This window comes from Bradyrhizobium sp. C-145 (assembly GCF_023375135.1).
Taxonomy (GTDB): Bacteria; Pseudomonadota; Alphaproteobacteria; order Rhizobiales; family Xanthobacteraceae; genus Bradyrhizobium; species Bradyrhizobium zhanjiangense.
The window spans coordinates 3,249,206-3,264,365 of sequence record NZ_CP088150.1 but is presented as its reverse complement, the minus strand read 5'-3'; the positions used below and the strand labels follow the sequence as shown (position 1 = coordinate 3,264,365).

Sequence of the window (15,160 nt, the reverse complement as noted above, 5' to 3'; positions counted from 1 at the left end):
GCTGAGAGCCCCCGTCAGCGCGGCTTGAGGAGTTCGCGCGCGACGATCAGCTTCTGAACCTCGGTCGCCCCTTCGTAGATGCGAAGCGCGCGGACTTCGCGATACAGGCTCTCGACGATCTCGCCCTTGCGCACGCCGCGACCGCCGAACATCTGCACCGCGCGGTCGACGACCCGTTGGGCGGTTTCGGTGGCGGCCAGTTTTGCCATTGCCGCTTCACGCGTGGTGGGAAGCTTCTGAACGTCGCGGCGCCACGCGGCGCGATAGGTCAGCAGCGCCGCAGCATCCGTTTCAGTCGCCATGTCGCCGAGTGCGGCCTGGGTCAGCTGCAGGTCCGACAGCGTCGTTCCGAACATGCGCCGTGTCTGCGCGTGCAGTCGTGCCTCCTCCAGCGCGCGTCTGGCAAAACCCAGCGCGGCTGCGGCAACCGAGGACCGGAAGATGTCGAGGGTCTGCATCGCAATCTTGAATCCACCGCCGGACGGACCGATGCGGCGGCTGATCGGGATGCGGCAGTTGTCCAGACGCAGCGTTGCGAGCGGATGCGGCGCGATGATGTCGATGCGCTCGGCCACGCTGAAGCCGGGATCATCGGGAAACACCACGAAGGCGGAGATGCCGCGCGCGCCAGGCGCCTCCCCGGTTCGCGCGAACAGCGTGTAGACGTCGGCGATCCCGCCATTCGAGATCCAGGTCTTCTCGCCTTCCAGAACGTAGCTGTCGCCGTCCACGCGCGCTATGCACGTCATGGCCGCCACATCCGAGCCCGCCGCCTGCTCCGAAAGCGCGAAGGCAGCCAGCCATTCGCCGGAACGGACTTTCGGCAGCACGGCGTTTCGCAGCTCCGCCGAGCCGGCAAGCGCGATGGCGCCGGATCCGAGGCCCTGCATTGCAAAGGCGAAATCGGCAAGACCATCGGCATAGGCCAGCGTCTCGCGCGACAGGCAGATCGAGCGGGAATCGATGCTCGCCACGTCACCGTCCGGCGCCGCAACGGCGCAGTCGAGCAGTCCCGCCGAGCCAAGCGCGCGAACGAGCTTGCGGCAGGCGCCATCGACGTCGCTGTGGTCGGCCGCCTGAAGACCACCCTGCGTGACGAAGCGGTCGAGCGCCTCGCAAATTGCGCGATGACGCGGCTCGAAGAACGGCCAATCCAGCCAGTCGCGGGAGATTGTCTTTGCCAGTGAGCTCATCTGTCGCTCCACAAGGTCGGTTGCCTGCCGGCGGCCGGCATGTTCTGTGGCGTGCCTGCGATCAAATCCGCCAATGCAGCCGGCGCCCTCGAATTGCTTTAAGCATAAACTATTTCCCTCCCTGAAGACCTTGTCAAGGCGCCGGCGCACAGACGATTTCCGGTGCTTGCCTGGCGGCGCTGACAGAAAACACGGACCAAATCCGCCCCGGATCAGGAGACGCCCTGCTCTTCCGGTCCCCGCCTTGAATTTAGTTTTGGCACGAACTATTCTGTTGCGCATCGAATGGAATTGCATTCGCCTTCAACGCGCCACGAGGCTCAGGAGATCGATTTGGCACTCGCAAAGGAGTCCTCGCCGGCGTCCACCAGGAACGCGGCCGATGCGGAGACCGAGTACAGGGCTCAGACGCGGCTCTGGCTCCGGCTGCTGGCCTGCACGACACTGATCGAGGGTGAGTTGCGGCGCCGATTTCGCGAGGAATACGATTTTACGATGCCGCGCTTCGATGTTCTCGCTCAACTCGATCGGGAGCCGAGCGGATTGGTGCTGGGAGAACTGCCCAAGCGCCTGATGGTTTCGGCCGGCAACCTGACGCCGATCGTCGATCGCCTGGTCGAAGATGGATATATCACCCGGACGCCGTCAAATCTGGACCGGCGCGTGCAGATCGTCTGCATGACGGTCGAGGGCCGAAAGACCTTCAGGCGGATGGCGAAGAGTCACGGCGCCTGGCTCGCCGAATTGCTGGCCGAATTCCCGATGGACCGTCTCGACGGCCTCGTCGGCGCGCTCGACGATGTGAAGAGCGCCGTGAGGGACGCTCTGCAGCATCGCGAGCGGACGTGAGGCTCAGCGCCGGACTCGAATGCCGGCGGCTTCGCGGTCCCAGGTATCCGTCGTCACACCGGCCTGCTGCAGCGCGCCCTTCTTGATCTTGCCGTTCTCCGTTAGCGGCATCTCGCTCACAATGCGGACATAACGCGGAATTGCGAAATAGGCGATCTGCCCCTCGCAATGCCTGACGATGTCGGCGGGCTCCAGCGACTGCCCCTGCTCCAGCAAGATCGCTGCCGCAACCTCATCCTCGCCCAGTTCGGACGGCAGCGGGTAGATCGCGCACGCGGCGACCGCCGGATGGGCAAGGATGATCTGCTCGACCTCCCAGGAGGACACGTTCTCGCCGCGCCGTCGGATCGAATCCTTCATGCGATCAACGAAGCGATAATGTCCATCCGCGTCTCGGACGACGCGATCGCCGGAATGAAACCAGAGATTTCGCCACGCTTCGACCGTCTTCTCCGGCATGCCGAAATATCCGGTGGCGAACGCAAACGGCTCCTTGGCGCGCAGGACGAGTTCGCCAGCCTGTCCGTCAGGCAGCTCTGAATCATCTTCGTCGACGATCCGGGCCTCGAAGCCTCCGGCCAGATATCCCATGGTTCCCGGACGGTCGGAGGGAATGGCGCCTGCGAACACGAAATTCGTCTCCGTCGACCCATAGCCGTCAACCAGCGGCACGCCGAACCGCTCGAGAAACGGCCGATGATTCTGCGGCGGTACGCCCCCACCCAAAGCGACGCGAACGCGATGAGCGGTGTCATCCTCTTTCCGAGGCTGGGCCAGTAGCATGGATGCCATGGCACCGAGCAGGTAAGCCACGCTCGCATTGTGGGCTCGCGCGGCCGCCCAGAAGCCTGAAGCGGAGAATTTTTGCTCGAGCACATAAGTGCATCCGTTCAGCACGGCCTGATAGAATGCATTGAGCGCGTTGGTGTGGAACAACGGCAAGGTCGTGAACAGCACGTCACCCTCGCGAATGCCGAGTGCCCGCGCCGAGCAGATGCCCCACCAGAACAGCTGCGCTTGCGGACAGCACACGCCCTTGGCCGGCCCCGTGGTGCCGGAGGTGTAGAGGACGGCAACGGTATCCCCCGGCCGCACGGCACCAGCCGGCGCCATGGATGCGAGCGCGGGCAACGGCACCGCTGCGATCCGTGGCGCCTCCACGACCTGATCGATCGTCCATACGAGCGGCGGCAGAGCGGCCTCGGTGCCAACGGTCTCGAGTGCGGCGAGAAACCCGGCTTCGGCGACGAGGAGCGCAGGACGCGAATTGCGGAAGATATGCGCGAGCTGCAGCCCCCGCAGCGCCGTGTTGATTGGCACCGTGATGGCCCCGAGCCAGGCGCAGCCGAGATAGACTTGAAGAAACTGCGGTCGGTTCGAGCACATCAACGCGACCCGGTCTCCCGGTTTGATGCCGGCCTCGATCAACGTCTGCGCCGATGCAGCCGCTATCGCCGCAGTCTGCGCATAGGTCCAGCGCGTCTGCCCAGCAACCAGCAGAACGCGATCGTCGTAGCGCTCCGCCTGCCGGGCGAGGATGGTCGAGAGCACGCGATCGCAAGGTGGAAACAGCTCGACCGCACGCGCCCAGGCCGGCGCTTCCTGCTGCCGCCCGGCGTCATCCCGCATGCAATGCTCCGTCAAATCCGGCTCGACCAGGCCCGCCCGACGTCAAGGCAGGAGCTTGTACTTCCCGTCCTCGATCTGAACGAGGACGCGCGAACGTGCATCGACGCCGTGCCGATCCGCCGGCGTGAAATTGTAGATTGCCTGCGTGCCGACGACCTCCTTGGTGGTGAACAACGCTTGGCGCAGCGCGTTGCGGAATTCCGGCGAGCCTGGCTTGGCACCGGTCGCCAACGCGCGCTTGGCTGCGTCGACGAAGACCACCCAGCCATCGAACGAGTAGGAGGAAAATCCGTCCGTCGGCTGCTCGCCGTTCGCCTTCTCGTAAGCCGCCCGGTAGGCAAAGGCGACCTTCTGAATAGGATTGCTCGACGGAAGCTGTTCGGCCGCGATCACCGGCCCCGTGGGGCAGATGATGCCGTTGGCGGTCTTGCCGGCGAGGCGAAGGAAATCGGCGCTGATCATCCCGTTATTGCCGTAGAGCGGTCCCTTGTATCCGCGCTCGGACAAGGCAATAGCGGGCAGCGCGCCCGGCGTTCCGGTGCCGCCGAGCATGATGGCGTCGGGGCGGGCCGCAAGCGCGCGCAGCACCTGCGCGGTCACCGACGAGTCGGATCTGGCGTAGCGTTCATTGGCGATGACCTTGATCTCGGCCGCCTTGGCGCTCTGCGACAGTGAGTCATACAGGAGATCGCCGAGCGCATCCGAAAACCCGATGAACGCGACTGTCTTCAAGCCGCGCGCCTTCATGTGATCAACGACGCCCTGGACCAGGAGCGGCATCGGCTGCGGGGTCTGCACGACCCAGGGGCCGCCCTCGCCGGCCGGAACCGATGCGATCGGAGAGACAGCGATCATCGGCACTTTCATCTCGATCGCGGCGGTGGCCATCGCCAGCGTCTGCGGCGCCCCCGACGTCCCCATCAGGATGTCGACCTTCTCCTGCTCGACGAGCTTGCGCGCGTTGCGCGCCGAGGCGGTGGCATCGGAGGCGTCGTCGAGCTGGATGAGACGCACCTTCTCGCCGCCGATCTCGCCGACATACGTCTCTCCCGCGGCGATCCCCTTCGCGTTCGGAATGCCGATCGAGGATACCGGCCCGCTGAGACCGGTGACGAAGCCGACGAGGATGTCGGCTCGCGCTCCCTGAGGAACGGCCAGAAGCAGCAGCGCGGAGCCGAGCAGTGATTTCATCGAGATCATGGCACCTGTCTTTCGTTTCGTGTGTATCGATGTCGGGCAAGCGCCATGCGCGCGTTTCACGTCGAGGAGACCAGCGCGATCACGCGTAGCGGACTGCCCGAACCGTTCTTGATCTTCAGCGGAGAGGCCACGATGATCGCCCCAGTGGCGGGGAGCTGATCCAGGTTGCACAGGCACTGCAAGCCATAGCGGCCCGCGCCATGGAGGAAGTGATGCGCGGGATAAGGCGGCTCGAAATGCCCAGCCTGCCCTGCATCGGTGCCGATCGTCTCGGTGCCGAATCCGATGATGCCGCGCTCCTCCACCAGCCATTTCATCACCGCCGGATTCGGGCCCGGCGTGTGAGCGCCGTCATCCCGGAGGTTGGAATAGTCGCGCCACCCCTTCTTCGACCAGTCGGTCCGCAGCAGCACCCAGTGCCGGGAAGGAATCCGTCCGTGCCGAGCCTCCCAGGCCTCGACGATCGGCACCGTGAGCACGAAGTCGGGATCCTGCGCCGCCTGCGCGGAGCAGTCGATGACGCAGGCGGGCGCGATCATGTCCTTGGCCGGCATAGTATCAACCGCATTGTTGGCGAGATCCTTGCCGGTGAACCAGTGAATCGGTGCGTCGAAATGCGTGCCGGTATGCTCGCCGAAGGTCACATTGTTCCAGTACCAGGCCGGACCACGCGCGTCATAACGTGAAATCTCCTGGATGCGCACCGGCGCCGCCTGGCCGAATTCGGGCGGCAACACGATCACCGGAAAGTCGGGGCTGAGCGTGAAGCTCAGATCAATGACGCGCACCGCGTCCGAAGCGATCGCATCCGCCAGTTCCAGAAGAGCCCTGCCTTGCATCGTCGCGTCCTCCAGCTTGATCGAATTGGCCGTTCAGCGGTCGAGCTCGCGCTCGAGTGCTTTTGGATTGGCCGCAAGGCGCTGCCGGATCTCCTCGGCGACGTCTCCGACATACATCTCTTCAAGTCCGCCCCTGAGCCCGGCGACGACCGCCTGCGCGACGGCGCGCGGCGCCACCTTCGGCGGAGGCACGCTCTGAAACCACTCGGTGTCGACTGGCCCCGTGAAGACGTTCATCAACTTGATGCCGCCCGGCCGGAGTTCGGCGCGAAGACAATGCGAAAGCGACAGGCACGCGGCCTGCGAGGCGGAGTAAGCGCCGAAGGCGCGCCAGTTTGCCAACGCATGGACGGAGAGGATGTTGACCCAGGCGACGCTGTTGTTGATGCCGTCCGCGCCCCGCATCCGCATGACGGGCCCGAAGGCCTGCGCGAGATTGATGAAGCCGAGATAGGCCTGGTCGATCTCGTCGCGTGCAATGCTGGTGCCCTTGCGGTCCAGTAGGCCACCGGGCCTCACATACTCCGTCGTATTCACGAGGATGTCGACCTTGCCGCCGATGTCGGCGGCGAGATCGCCAACTGACTTTTCATCGGCGGCGTCGAGGGGCACGAGTTCGATGCCGTCCTGCCCTCGCAACAGCTCTTCGCCGGCAAACGGCCGCCACCGCTCCGCGATGCCGACGAACACCGTCTTGGTCCCCGCGGCCTTCAACGCCAAGGCAGCTTCCCGACCGATAGCGCTGCGGCCGTTGGTCACGAGCACGCGTCGAAACTTGGGATCGGCGGTCATTTCACGCCACTGCCTGTCGTCAGCCATGTCGGGGGTCTCCCCTTCGGGTCGGGCAAAGGCCACCGCCTGACCGCTCTTGTCGAGCTGGAACGACATGCGGACGGGGGCGCCTTCGATACAGTCGGCATGGAGATGCGCCACGATGGTCGGCCCGCAATCCATCTTGACGAGGCCGACGCGCCAGGGCGCCCGCTCGCGGAAATAGACGTCACTCGGCACGCGCGCCGTGGTCTCGGCAAGCAGCAAGCCGCGAGCCGGCGCGTCGACGAAAGCGAGCGCGGCCGACAGGCATGAGGGGCACGCCTCTCGCGCCGGATAGGTGAAGGTGCCGCAGCCCTCGCAGCGCTGCAGCATGAAGCGACCTTCCGCGGCGGCGCGCGTGAAGCCGTGCGACGTCCTGCTGCGCGCGCGCGACGGCGCAGTCGGCAGGCGCGTCCGCAGCAGCGGATTCTTGCGTCGTGGCGGTTCAATCGGATCGATCATCGCGAAGGCCCGGCAAAGATCGCGGCGCCGGAGGCAAGTCCGCGATCATAATTGATCATACCGAAGCCCGAGGCCAGGCCGAGGCTTGCATCCCTGACCTGTGTCGGGCCCGCAACTCCCAGAACCTGCCGCAGCCCTTCGACGAGACCGAGATAGGCGCCGCCTGCTCCGGCCTGTCCGACCGAGAGTTGTCCGCCGGATGTGTTGTGCGGAAAGTCCCCGTCGATGGCGAGATCGTGCTGGCGCACGAACTCGGCTCCCTCGCCCTTCCCGCAGAAGCCGAGATCCTCGAACTGCATCATCGAGATGACGGGATAATCGTCGTAGGTCTGGACGATGTCCAGATCGTCGGGCTTGACGCCGGCCATCGCATAGAGCTCACCGACGTCCATCGCCCAGCCGCCACGAACCTGCATCGGATCATCAGCAAAGGCATTGTGGCGCTCGATCGTCGACAGCAGCCTTGCCGCCGGCAGCCGCAGCGAGGCGGCCGTTTCCTCCCGCATCACGAGGAAGGCCTCGGCGCCGGCGCAAGGCATCACGCAGTCGAACAGGTGAATGGGATCGGAGATGGGGCGCGCCGCCAAATACTGCTCGATCGACAACGGCGTCTTCATCAGCGCGTGCGGATTGCGCAAGGCGTTGGCGCGTTGGGCGACCGCGATCCTGCCGACATCCTCACGCGTGACTCCGAAACTCCGCATGTAGTTGCGTGCAATGAGAGCGAAGCTCGAATTCGCGCCGCCCGCGCCGTAAGGATAGACCGCATCCTGATTGAAGCGGGAGAAATTCTCGAGCGTCAAGCGGAAGGAATCGACGTGGTTGGTGTCGCCGGCGATGCATGCCACGATATCGGCATCGCGCGCCTGAACCGCGCGCGCCGCCTTTCGCAGCGCGGCGATGGCGCTGGCGCCACCGAGCGGAATCGTATCCAACCATCGCACGCAGAGTCCGAAATGCTGCGTCAGGCCGATGCCGCTGTCCGTGCCCATGGTGAAACTGGAGACGCACAGACCATCGATATCGGAGACCTTGATGCCGGACTCGGTGACGAGCGAGCGCAAGGCGCGACCTATCCACCACTGCGCGCTTTCGATGGAGTAGCGCACATAGGGTATCGTGACGGGAGCTGCCATCACGATGCCGTCATAGGGTATGCGCAGCGAATTCGTCACCGGCCGCCTGTCCTGTCCATCCGCCTCAGACCACCGTCAGCTTCACATCGATATTGCCGCGCGTCGCGTTCGAATAGGGACAGCGCTCGTGCGCGCCCGCAACGATGGCTTCCGCCACCGAAGTCTCGACACCGGGCAGCCTGACCTTCAGCTCGACGGCGAGCGCATAACCAACCGGCACGGGGCCCATCGCGACCTTCGCCGTCACCGAAGGCTCCGCGGCCGGCACGACCTTCCTGGTGCGCGCGACGAGCTTGACCGCACCGAGAAAGCACGCGGCATAGCCGGCCGCAAAGAGCTGCTCGGGATTCGTGCCCTCGCCTCCGGGACCGCCCAGCGCTGTCGGCAATGACAGCGACACCGATAGCAATCCGTCGGAGCTCGCTGCCTGACCGTCACGGCCTCCGGTGGCCGTGACTTCGGTTTCGTATAGGATCTTGTCAGGCGTCATCATGTCGTCTTCTCCAAACGCTGCAGCGAGCCCTAACGTCGGTTGCGCGCGAGCATCGCGCGGAAATCGTCACGAGCAAGCGCGCTGGCGCGCTTGAAGCTCGGCCCGCGGCTCGGCTCGGTACCATTGAGGCGCCTGAGCTGCACCCACATCTCGGCGCTCTTCAGCGCCACCGCGGCGCAGTTGACCACCGGGGCGTGCCCAACCTTGAGACCATGTTCCCGGCCGATCAGCAGGCCCGGCAGCACGCCGGCGGGAATCACGACATCGGCGCCGCGCTCGACGAGCGGCAGCGCGCAGGCGACGAAATCCTCGACCATGCGCCGGTGCGCGGCTTGATCGCCCGCGAAGGCATCTGCGAAATCCTCGGGCTTGCAGTCGAGGCCCGTCACGTGAACGACGCGATCGCCGAGGCCATAACGCTCGGCCTGCTCGTAGTGCCAGACCTCGAAGACGGTATCGAGCGTAACGAGGCCGAGCCGCCGACCAAGCTGCGAGGAGGCAAGCAGCGTCGCCTCGCCGGTACCGATCACGGGAATATCGAGCGTCGCGCGAAGCTCGTACAGACCGGGATCCTGGAAGTGCCCCATGACGAATGCATCGAAGCCTTGCTCCTCCGCTGCGATACCATTGTCGATCGCCTGGACGGCGCAGCGCAGCTCAGCAAGACGCCCGAACTCCCGATCCGGCGGCGAAATGCCCTCGACATGGACCGTCGTACCCGGCGCAGCGATGTTGTTGAGATACTCGGACAGCAGCGCCATGTACGGCGCGTTCAGGCTCGCATCAACGAAGCTCTGCCAGAAGATGCGCATCGTCCTTCTCCTCGAGCGGGTATGGGAGGATCGGTCGCGGGACTGTCGACGCGAATATTTCAACCATAAACTAATTGGCGCGTCAAATGTGTGCGGCGCATCGAAGATTGTGGTCCGAGGCGCCACCGCCGCCGCGCCCATTTCGGGCGAACAGGAGGCGCGAGTTTTGGCTGCCGGTGCCGGAATTGTATGCAGCAGCATTTTTTGAAGACAGCCGCCCCATGCTGTTGACGCCTCCGCGGAATATACTTTAGGCTTTAAGTAATACTTCGCCGACCGGCGCTGGGGCGGCGTAACAATAGTGTTGCAGGGCACCGTTCTTGAGAGACTCGATCGTGTGGACAGTCTTCGAACCTGAACGACGCGCGACAGAGCGCGGCTGCGCTAACCTGCAGCGGCAAGCCCGGGCATGATTGCGCCGCCCGCAAGGCAAGGTCTTTTCAGTCGCGCCGACATTCGGCGCTGCAGCATCGCTTTCGATCAATTCGTTCGAAGTTTGGGCTCGGGCCCGGCAGCATCCAGTCACTCACATCCCTATCGAAGCAGGAGAAGGCAATGCGCAAGACCGTGAGCTTACTTGCACTTGTGGCTGGAATTGTCGCTGCACCAGCCGCGCAGGCCGACATCACCATCGGCTTTGTCACCTCGCTGAGCGGCAACGGCTCCTCGATCGGGATCCCCTACGGGCGCGGTATCAACGCCGCCTACGAATACAGGAAGTCGGTCAATGGCGAGACCATTCGCCTGATCCAGCTCGACGACGGCTCCGATCCGTCGGCTGCGACGCGCAACGCGCGCAAGCTGGTGGAAGAAGAGAAGGTGGACCTGCTGATCGGCACCGCAACCGCACCATCGACGATCGCGATGGCGGCAGTGGCGAGCGAATTGAAAGTGCCGATGATCGCGGTCTCGCCGATCGTCAAGCTGCCCGACACGCCGGAGCAGTGGGTGGTCTCGGTACCGCAGCCGGCGTCGCTGCTCGTCAAGATCATCGCCGATCGCATGAAGCGCGATGGCAAGAAGAATATCGGCTATATCGGCTTCTCGGATGCATGGGGCGACCTCGTCTACAACGGCGCCAAGGCAGCCGAGGCGACTGACGATCTCAAGATCCAGACCAACGAGCGCTATGCCCGCACCGACACGTCGGTCACCGCGCAGATCCTCAAGGTGATGGCCGCACGGCCCGACGCCGTGCTAATTGGAGGCTCTGGCACGCAAGGTGCGCTGCCGCTGCTCAGCCTTGCCGAGCGCGGCTTCAAGGGCAACACCTACGGCACGGTGGCGCTGGTCAATCCGGACTTCGTCAATGTTGGCGGCAAGGCGGCGGACGGAATTCAAGTCTCGGCCGGGCCCGTGATCGTCGCCGAACAGCTGCCCGAGGAGCACTTCGCCAAGAAGATCGCGCTGGATTTCCGCAGCGTCTACCAGAAGACCCACAACATTCCGACCACGGACGGTTTCTCGGCCTATTCCTTCGACGCCTGGCTGATCTTCGCCAATGCCGCCGAGCGGGCGCTCAAGACCGCGAAACCCGGCACGGTCGAATTCCGCGCTGCCCTGCGCGATGCGATCCTCAGCACCAAGGAGCTTCCGGGCGTACATGCAGTCTACAACTTCAAGCCGGGCGCCGTGACTGGTGTCGACGAGCGCTCCCTCGTCGTCGTTCGCCTCACCGGCGGCGCCTGGAAGTACGCGCCGTAAAGAAGGACCAAGGGGCGGCAATCAGAAGGGGGACAGCGTCTCAATGACGAGCGATATCGCGGCCATACTCGCGATCGATGGTATCGCCACCGGCGCGGTCTATGCGCTCGTGGCGATCGGGACCGTGCTCATATTCACCGTGACGCGGGTCATCTTCGTCCCCTTCGGCGACATCGCGGCGTTCACTGCGCTGACGCTGGCCGCCCTTGATGCGAAGCGCTTTCCGGGGACGGGCGCGCTGGTCGTGGTGCTGGCCTGCCTCGCAACCCTGATCGAGATCGTTTCGTTGACGCGCTCTGGCGAGCTTCGTCTCGCTCCGCGCGCCCTGCTCTTCTATCTCGTGCTCCCCTTGGCTGTGGTCGGTAGCGCCTGGCTTGCCATGCGCCTCGACCCGCCCCTCGCCGTCAGGCTCGTGCTCGCACTGATGTTGATCACGCCGATCTCGCCGCTGCTCGATCGCATCGTGTTCCGCCCGATCGCGGACGGCACGGTGCTGCTGCTGCTGACGGTGTCGGTGGCCCTGCATTTTGCGCTGGTGGGGCTGGGCCTATTGTTTTTCGGCCCCGAGGGTGTCCGCACCGAGCCGCTGACCTCGCTCTCGATGGAGCTCGCCGGCGTGCTGATCTCAGGCCAGACCATGCTGATCGTCATCGCAGCGCTCGTGTTCAGCGGCCTGCTCTATCTCTTCTTCGACTTCTCGCTGGTCGGCAAATCCCTGCGCGCCACCGCCGTGAACCGGACCGGCTCGCGGCTGATGGGAATACGACCGGCGCGCGCCGGCACGATCGCCTATCTCCTCGGCTCTCTCATGGCCGGCGTATCGGGCATCCTGATCGCGCCCGTCAACACGGTGTTCTACGATTCCGGCTTCCTGATCGGCCTCAAGGCGTTCGTCGGCGCCATCATCGGCAGCATGACGAGCTATCCGGGCGCGGCGATCGGTGCCGTCGGCGTCGGCATCCTCGAAAGCTTCGCATCCTTCGAGAGCAGCGCACTGAAGGACGTCATCGTGTTCTCGCTGCTGATCCCGGTGCTGATCTGGCGATCCCTCGCATCGCTGCATTCCGAGGAGGAGATCGAGGAATGACGCGCCTTCACGTTCAGATCGCCGCTGGCGCCGCCGTCCTGTGCCTCGCTGCGGCTCCCTTCGTCCTCGGCCCGTTCAGCATCACGCTGATGAACTACATCGGCATCTATTCGCTGGTCGCCATCGGGCTCGCGCTCCTCACCGGCGTCGGCGGCATTGTGTCGTTCGGACAGGCGGCCTTCGTCGGGGTCGCGGCCTATGCCACCGCCTGGGTCTCGGCATTGAATGGCCATTCGCCCTGGCTCGGCCTGCTGTTCGGTGTGGCCCTGACCTGCGGCGTTGCGACCATTCTCGGCCTCGTCACGCTTCGGCTCCAGGGCCACTTCCTCTCGCTCAGCACCATGGCCTGGGGTCTGGCGATCGGCTTCCTGTTCGGCAATGTCGAGGGGCTCGGCCGGTTCAACGGCATCTCGTCGATCCCGCCGATCAGCTTCGGATCGTTCGCCCTCGTCTCCAGCGCGCAGATCTATTTCCTGATCTGGGGCATCGTGACCGCCATCCTCTTGCTCGGCTACAACCTGCTGGACTCCCGGCTCGGCCGCGCCATGCGCGCGCTGCGCGGCGGCAACATGCTGGTCGAAAGCCTCGGCATCAACGCGTTCCGGATCAAGCTCGTGACTTTCGTGATCGCGGCCTTCCTGGCCTCGCTGTCGGGATGGCTGTATGCCCATATGAGCCGTTTCATCAGCCCCGGCCCGTTCGATGCCGGCATGGGCATCGAATATCTGATGATGTCGATGGTCGGAGGTGCCGGCAGCCTTCTCGGCGGCGTCGTCGGCGCCGCCATCGTGACGCTGCTGAAGAACAGCGTGCAGGACTATCTGCCCTTGATCGCCAAGGGCGCCTCCGGACAGCTCGAGATCGTCGCCTTCTCGGCTCTCTTCATCCTGTTCCTGCAATGGGCCCGACAGGGCATTGTGCCGTTCATCGCGCGCTACCTGCCGAAACTGCAGCACGAGCGGCCGCAACCGGCATCGCCCCTGCCCCGCCGTTCGCAACCGAAGCCCGGTGAGCTGCTCTTGAAGGTGGACGGCGCCGAGCGCCGGTTCGGCGGACTGATTGCCGTCAACAATGTCAGCTTCGAAGTGCGGTCGGGTGAAATCCTCGCCGTGATCGGTCCGAACGGAGCCGGCAAGAGCACGATGTTCAATTGCCTGACCGGCGCGCTGCGGGTCAACAAGGGCGAGATCGTCTTTGCCGGACGCCCGATCACACGTGACGAGCAGTCGCGTATCGCCAAGGCCGGAATCGCGCGCACGTTCCAGCACGTCAAGCTGCGGCCGCGCATGAGCCTTTTGGAGAACGTGATGCTCGGTACCTATGGCCGCACCAGTGCAGGTCTGTTCGCCGGCGCCTTCCGGCTCAACCGGCGCGAGGAAGCGAGCGCGCGTCATGAGGCGCTGATGCAGCTCGAACGCGTCGGTCTCGCCGAGAAGCCGTTCGAACTCGCCGGCAACCTGCCGCTCGGGAATCAGCGCATCCTGGAGATCGCGCGCGCGCTTGCCGCAGACCCGACCCTCCTGGTGCTGGACGAGCCCGCGGCAGGCCTGCGCCGCCAGGAGAAGCTCAGGCTGGCCGAGCTGCTGCGCTCGCTCCGGGCGGACCACCTGACCATCCTGATCGTCGAGCACGACATGGAGTTCGTGATGTCGCTGGTCGACCGCATCGTCGTGCTGGATTTCGGCTCGAAGCTCTGCGAGGGCGCGCCGGCTGCTATCCGCAGCGACGCTAGGGTGCAAGAGGCATATCTCGGAGGCGTCGCGTGAGCTCGATGTTTTCCCTGTCGGACGTCACGGTCTGCTATGACAATGTCGAAGCGGTCCGCAACGTCTCGCTGTCGGTCGAGGAAGGACAAATCGTCACCGTCATCGGCCCGAACGGCGCCGGCAAGACCACGCTGCTGATGGCCGCGATCGGACTGCTCTCCTCGAGAGGCCGCATGGTCTTTCAGGGCAGCGACATCGGCAGGATGTCGGTCGAGGATCGCGTCGAACGCAGATTGTGTCTGGTACCGGAGAAGCGCGAGCTGTTCTCCGACATGTCGGTTGCCGACAATCTCCTGCTGGGATCCTACAGCCTGTGCGACCGCACCAGTGTCCAGAAGACGCTCGATGAGGTTTATGATCGCTTCCCCCGGTTGAAGGAGCGGCAGCGCCAGGCCGCCGGCACGCTCTCCGGCGGCGAGCGCCAGATGCTCGCACTTGGACGCGCGCTGATGGCGAGGCCCAAGCTGCTCATGCTGGACGAGCCGAGCCTCGGCCTTGCGCCCCTGATCGTGCGCGAGATCTTCCGCACCATCGCATCGCTCCGCGATCTCGGCGTGTCGATCCTGCTGGTCGAGCAGAACGCCCGCGCCGCACTGGAGACGGCCGACTACGGCTACGTTCTGGAGACCGGCGAGATCGTGCAGTCAGGACCCGCCAAGGATCTCATCCACGATCCCCGACTGATCACGGCCTATCTCGGCGGACATTAGCGGCGGCCGCGATCAGGCGCGGCGGAGCTCTTGGGGGCCGCACAACAAAAAGTCAAAAAACAACCCCATGCACAGTAGCCGGTGATCACGATATCAATGGCTTAGCAAACTGACGCAGCATATTCTGATTTTTCGAATACAAGGTTGACGCGTCGGGCAAAACAGTGGCATAGTGTCATCATCGCAGGGCCTTGCGACAGTCTTTCAACCGGCGTCCTGGAACACTCTCGGATCTCTCCGCAATCGTTAAGCGGATATGCCGCAGAAATGTCCAAGCCGATGCGACTGCGTCGAAGCAGACGTATCTTTCGGTGAAGGCGAGATCGGCTTTAGACCGGTAGCAGAGCTATCGAATGCGGCTGGTCGAGGGCCGCTTTTGTGAAGGGTTTCGGATGCCGGCCCAATGATTGACGGTGCCGCGGGCTCCGAGGGTCGGCGTCCGAAAGCCTCCAAGGGAGGAAACCGCG

Annotated in this window: 13 protein-coding genes; 5 read left to right on the top strand and 8 right to left on the bottom strand. The window is 64.6% G+C overall.

The window, feature by feature from the left end:
* Nucleotides 1-14: 14 nt before the first annotated feature.
* Nucleotides 15-1,193 (bottom strand): acyl-CoA dehydrogenase family protein, encoded by a 1,179-nt coding sequence (locus LRP30_RS15040; protein ID WP_249760834.1) that lies wholly within the window; start codon nucleotides 1,191-1,193, stop codon nucleotides 15-17.
* A 333-nt stretch (nucleotides 1,194-1,526) separates the two neighbouring features.
* Between LRP30_RS15040 and LRP30_RS15035 the strand changes: the two genes are divergently transcribed.
* On the top strand, nucleotides 1,527-2,042 hold the full coding sequence (locus tag LRP30_RS15035) for a MarR family transcriptional regulator (RefSeq protein WP_128934699.1): 516 nt from the start codon (nucleotides 1,527-1,529) through the stop codon (nucleotides 2,040-2,042).
* A gap of 3 nt (nucleotides 2,043-2,045) precedes the next feature.
* Here the strand turns inward: LRP30_RS15035 and LRP30_RS15030 are convergent, their stop codons facing one another.
* Genes LRP30_RS15030 through LRP30_RS15000 form a run of 7 tightly spaced genes read right to left on the bottom strand, consistent with a single transcriptional unit; the run spans nucleotide 2,046 to nucleotide 9,426 of the window.
* Nucleotides 2,046-3,671 carry an ATP-dependent acyl-CoA ligase gene (locus LRP30_RS15030; RefSeq protein ID WP_249760833.1) on the bottom strand — a complete coding sequence of 542 codons (1,626 nt, stop codon included), beginning with the start codon at nucleotides 3,669-3,671 and terminating at the stop codon, nucleotides 2,046-2,048.
* A gap of 42 nt (nucleotides 3,672-3,713) precedes the next feature.
* A complete protein-coding gene (locus LRP30_RS15025; protein ID WP_249760832.1) occupies nucleotides 3,714-4,871 on the bottom strand; it encodes an ABC transporter substrate-binding protein in 1,158 nt (385 codons plus the stop codon).
* A gap of 56 nt (nucleotides 4,872-4,927) precedes the next feature.
* Nucleotides 4,928-5,710, bottom strand: coding sequence for a cyclase family protein (locus tag LRP30_RS15020; RefSeq protein ID WP_249760831.1), 783 nt, complete (start codon nucleotides 5,708-5,710; stop codon nucleotides 4,928-4,930).
* Nucleotides 5,711-5,743: 33 nt separating this feature from the next.
* Nucleotides 5,744-6,985, bottom strand: a complete 1,242-nt coding sequence (locus LRP30_RS15015) for an SDR family NAD(P)-dependent oxidoreductase (RefSeq protein WP_249760830.1) — start codon at nucleotides 6,983-6,985, stop codon at nucleotides 5,744-5,746.
* The gene (locus LRP30_RS15010; RefSeq protein WP_249760829.1) at nucleotides 6,982-8,160 is read right to left on the bottom strand and encodes a thiolase family protein; all 1,179 of its coding nucleotides are present in this window, start codon (nucleotides 8,158-8,160) and stop codon (nucleotides 6,982-6,984) included. Before LRP30_RS15010 ends, LRP30_RS15015 begins: the two co-directional genes overlap by 4 nt.
* A 25-nt stretch (nucleotides 8,161-8,185) precedes the next feature.
* Nucleotides 8,186-8,614, bottom strand: coding sequence for an organic hydroperoxide resistance protein (locus LRP30_RS15005; protein ID WP_346016215.1), 429 nt, complete (start codon nucleotides 8,612-8,614; stop codon nucleotides 8,186-8,188).
* A gap of 29 nt (nucleotides 8,615-8,643) precedes the next feature.
* Nucleotides 8,644-9,426, bottom strand: a complete 783-nt coding sequence (locus LRP30_RS15000; RefSeq protein ID WP_249760828.1) for an aspartate/glutamate racemase family protein — start codon at nucleotides 9,424-9,426, stop codon at nucleotides 8,644-8,646.
* A 555-nt stretch (nucleotides 9,427-9,981) separates the two neighbouring features.
* Here LRP30_RS15000 and LRP30_RS14995 point away from each other — a divergent pair.
* The 4 genes from LRP30_RS14995 to LRP30_RS14980 are packed head-to-tail and all read left to right on the top strand — an operon-like array spanning nucleotide 9,982 to nucleotide 14,693.
* The gene (locus LRP30_RS14995) at nucleotides 9,982-11,130 is read left to right on the top strand and encodes an ABC transporter substrate-binding protein (RefSeq protein WP_249760827.1); all 1,149 of its coding nucleotides are present in this window, start codon (nucleotides 9,982-9,984) and stop codon (nucleotides 11,128-11,130) included.
* 43 nt (nucleotides 11,131-11,173) lie between these two features.
* Nucleotides 11,174-12,217, top strand: a complete 1,044-nt coding sequence (locus LRP30_RS14990; RefSeq protein ID WP_128934707.1) for a branched-chain amino acid ABC transporter permease — start codon at nucleotides 11,174-11,176, stop codon at nucleotides 12,215-12,217.
* Nucleotides 12,214-13,983, top strand: coding sequence for a branched-chain amino acid ABC transporter ATP-binding protein/permease (locus LRP30_RS14985; RefSeq protein WP_249760826.1), 1,770 nt, complete (start codon nucleotides 12,214-12,216; stop codon nucleotides 13,981-13,983). The genes LRP30_RS14990 and LRP30_RS14985 overlap by 4 nt, the downstream gene beginning before the upstream one ends.
* On the top strand, nucleotides 13,980-14,693 hold the full coding sequence (locus LRP30_RS14980) for an ABC transporter ATP-binding protein (RefSeq protein ID WP_249760825.1): 714 nt from the start codon (nucleotides 13,980-13,982) through the stop codon (nucleotides 14,691-14,693). Before LRP30_RS14985 ends, LRP30_RS14980 begins: the two co-directional genes overlap by 4 nt.
* Nucleotides 14,694-15,160: the final 467 nt, after the last annotated feature.

What these genes read in the sequence shown, in the direction of transcription:
- LRP30_RS15020 (WP_249760831.1), bottom strand. Translation starts at nt 5,710, where the DNA reads ATGCAAGGCAGGGCTCTTCTGGAACTGGCGGATGCGATCGCTTCGGAC.
- LRP30_RS15040 (WP_249760834.1), bottom strand. Translation starts at nt 1,193, where the DNA reads ATGAGCTCACTGGCAAAGACAATCTCCCGCGACTGGCTGGATTGGCCG.
- LRP30_RS15030 (WP_249760833.1), bottom strand. Translation starts at nt 3,671, where the DNA reads ATGCGGGATGACGCCGGGCGGCAGCAGGAAGCGCCGGCCTGGGCGCGT.
- LRP30_RS14985 (WP_249760826.1), top strand. Translation starts at nt 12,214, where the DNA reads ATGACGCGCCTTCACGTTCAGATCGCCGCTGGCGCCGCCGTCCTGTGC.
- LRP30_RS15025 (WP_249760832.1), bottom strand. Translation starts at nt 4,871, where the DNA reads ATGATCTCGATGAAATCACTGCTCGGCTCCGCGCTGCTGCTTCTGGCC.
- LRP30_RS14990 (WP_128934707.1), top strand. Translation starts at nt 11,174, where the DNA reads ATGACGAGCGATATCGCGGCCATACTCGCGATCGATGGTATCGCCACC.
- LRP30_RS15005 (WP_346016215.1), bottom strand. Translation starts at nt 8,614, where the DNA reads ATGATGACGCCTGACAAGATCCTATACGAAACCGAAGTCACGGCCACC.
- LRP30_RS15000 (WP_249760828.1), bottom strand. Translation starts at nt 9,426, where the DNA reads ATGCGCATCTTCTGGCAGAGCTTCGTTGATGCGAGCCTGAACGCGCCG.
- LRP30_RS14995 (WP_249760827.1), top strand. Translation starts at nt 9,982, where the DNA reads ATGCGCAAGACCGTGAGCTTACTTGCACTTGTGGCTGGAATTGTCGCT.
- LRP30_RS15015 (WP_249760830.1), bottom strand. Translation starts at nt 6,985, where the DNA reads ATGATCGATCCGATTGAACCGCCACGACGCAAGAATCCGCTGCTGCGG.